Annotated in this window: 2 protein-coding genes; one reads left to right on the top strand and one right to left on the bottom strand. The window is 73.2% G+C overall.

The window, feature by feature from the left end:
- Nucleotides 1-727, top strand: a 727-nt coding sequence (locus tag OOT08_RS14835; protein WP_325093564.1) for a GntR family transcriptional regulator, incomplete at its 5' end; no start/stop codon positions are given.
- Between the two features lie 64 nt (nt 728-791).
- Here the strand turns inward: OOT08_RS14835 and OOT08_RS14840 are convergent.
- On the bottom strand, nt 792-1,918 hold a 1,127-nt coding region (locus tag OOT08_RS14840), incomplete at its 5' end, for a Dyp-type peroxidase (protein WP_325093565.1).

Genomic DNA, 1,918 nt, shown 5'->3' on the forward strand with positions numbered 1-1,918 from the left:
CCTGAGCACGAGGGAGATCACCGTGCCGCTTCCCCCGAGGACCACTGCCCCCGATCGACGCCTGCTCGGGCACTCGGTCTACGACCGACTCCTGGACGCGATCACCCGCGGCGAGCTCGCCCCGGGCGAGACGCTCCGGGACACGGAGCTGAGCGAGTGGCTGGGGGTGTCCCGCTCCCCGATCCGGGACGCGCTCAAGCGACTCAGCGACATCGGCCTGGTCGAGTTTGTCCCGCACCGCTTCACCCGGGTCACCCCGATCGACCCCCGGCAGCAGCTGGAGATCTCGGTCACCCTCACGGGGCTCTACGAACTGGCCTACGCCGCCGGGGTCCCGGAGCTGGATGACGCGGACCGGCTCGCGCTGAGCGAGATCGCCGAGCGCGTGCTCGATGCGGGGCGGCGCAGCGACGGCGACGAGCTCGGCATCGCCATGCACGAGTACTGTCTCCTGCTCGCGAAACGCTCGCGGAACGCCCTGCTGCTCCAATCGATGGACCTGCTCGCGGCCCAGCTGCGCATGCAGGTCTCCGAGCAGACGCAGCTCGCCGACCCCGCGGCGGGCGCGGCGCTCTTCGCCGCGACGCACGAGGCCGTCCTGGCAGGCGAGGCCGACCTCGCCGCGGCCCGGCACCGCGACTTCGCGGCGATGGGGCGGCAGTCCTTCCGGATCCTCGCGGGGCACGAGCAGCCCTCGGCTCCGCGGGACGAGCGCTCCGAGCCGTGATCCGGGTCGCGCTCCCCGGGAGTTCCCGAGGAGCGCGACGCGGAACGGCCGGAACCGGGGCCGCTTACGCGAACAGGGTCTCGCCGATCATGCCGCCCTCCCGGAACCCCGGGGGGAAGGCGAACACCGCTGAGCCGGTGTGCGTGATCCACTCGTTGAGCAGATCGAGCTCGTCGAGGCGCTGCTGGATGGGCACGAACTGGCGGAGCGGGTCGCGCTGGAAGCACCCGAAGAGCAGCCCGGCCTCCCCGTTCACGTCGTAGTTCACGGCGCGGCGGTAGATGCGCTCCGCCGGGTCCTCGGAGCGGGCGCGGCGGATGTGCGCGAAGTTCGGGATCACCGCGAAGCCGAGCTCGTCGACGGCCTCGTAGTCGGGTTCGTCGTGCTCCCGGGTGCCGGTGAGCGGGGCCCCGTTTTTCAGGGTGCGCCCGACGCTGATCTCGCGGCCCGGGCGGTCCACCTCCTCCCAGGTGTCCAGCTCCATTCGGATGCGGCGCAGGACGAAGGCGCTGCCCCCGGCGAGCCACCCCGCGTCCGTTCCGAGCCAGACGAGGCCGGAAAAGTCGGGGTCCTCGGGGTCGGGGTTGACGGTGCCGTCGACCTGGCCCATCAGGTTCCGCATCGTGGTGCCCGGCTGCTCGGTGCCGCGGGCGCGGCGGAAGCCGTTCTGCTCCCAGCGCACGGTTGCGAAGCTGCGCAGGTCACGGAGCAGCATGCGGGAAGCGTGCCCGATGGCGAGGGGATCGTCCGAGCCGATCTGGAGGAGGAGATCGCCGCCGCCCCAGGCCGGGTCCAGCTGGTCCAGGGTGAACGCGGGCAGGGGCCCCAGCCAGGCGGGGGCGGCCCCGGGGCGGGCCCGCTCCACGAGCTCCCGGCCGAAGCCCACCGTGATCGTGAGCCGGGCGGGGACCTCGGCAAGCTCCGGCTCACTGTCCGCGAGCGGCGGCTTGCCCTGGGTGAGGTGCTGCACGTTCCCCGTGATGATGCGGAGCATGCGCACGAGCCCGTCCCGGTCCACGCCCGGGGCGAGGTCGAGGGCCAGGTAGCGCAGGTGCGCCGTCGGCGCGGTGGTGATGCCCGCCTGGTGTGTGCCGAAGCAGTCGATCGTCTCAGCGCCGTGCACCGCCCCGGGCCCGTCCCCCGCGGCCGGAGCCGTGGGGGACGGGCCGGGGACCGGCCGGATGAGCGAGT

This window comes from Leucobacter sp. M11, assembly GCF_035726885.1.
Classification (GTDB): domain Bacteria; phylum Actinomycetota; class Actinomycetes; order Actinomycetales; family Microbacteriaceae; genus JAPFRB01.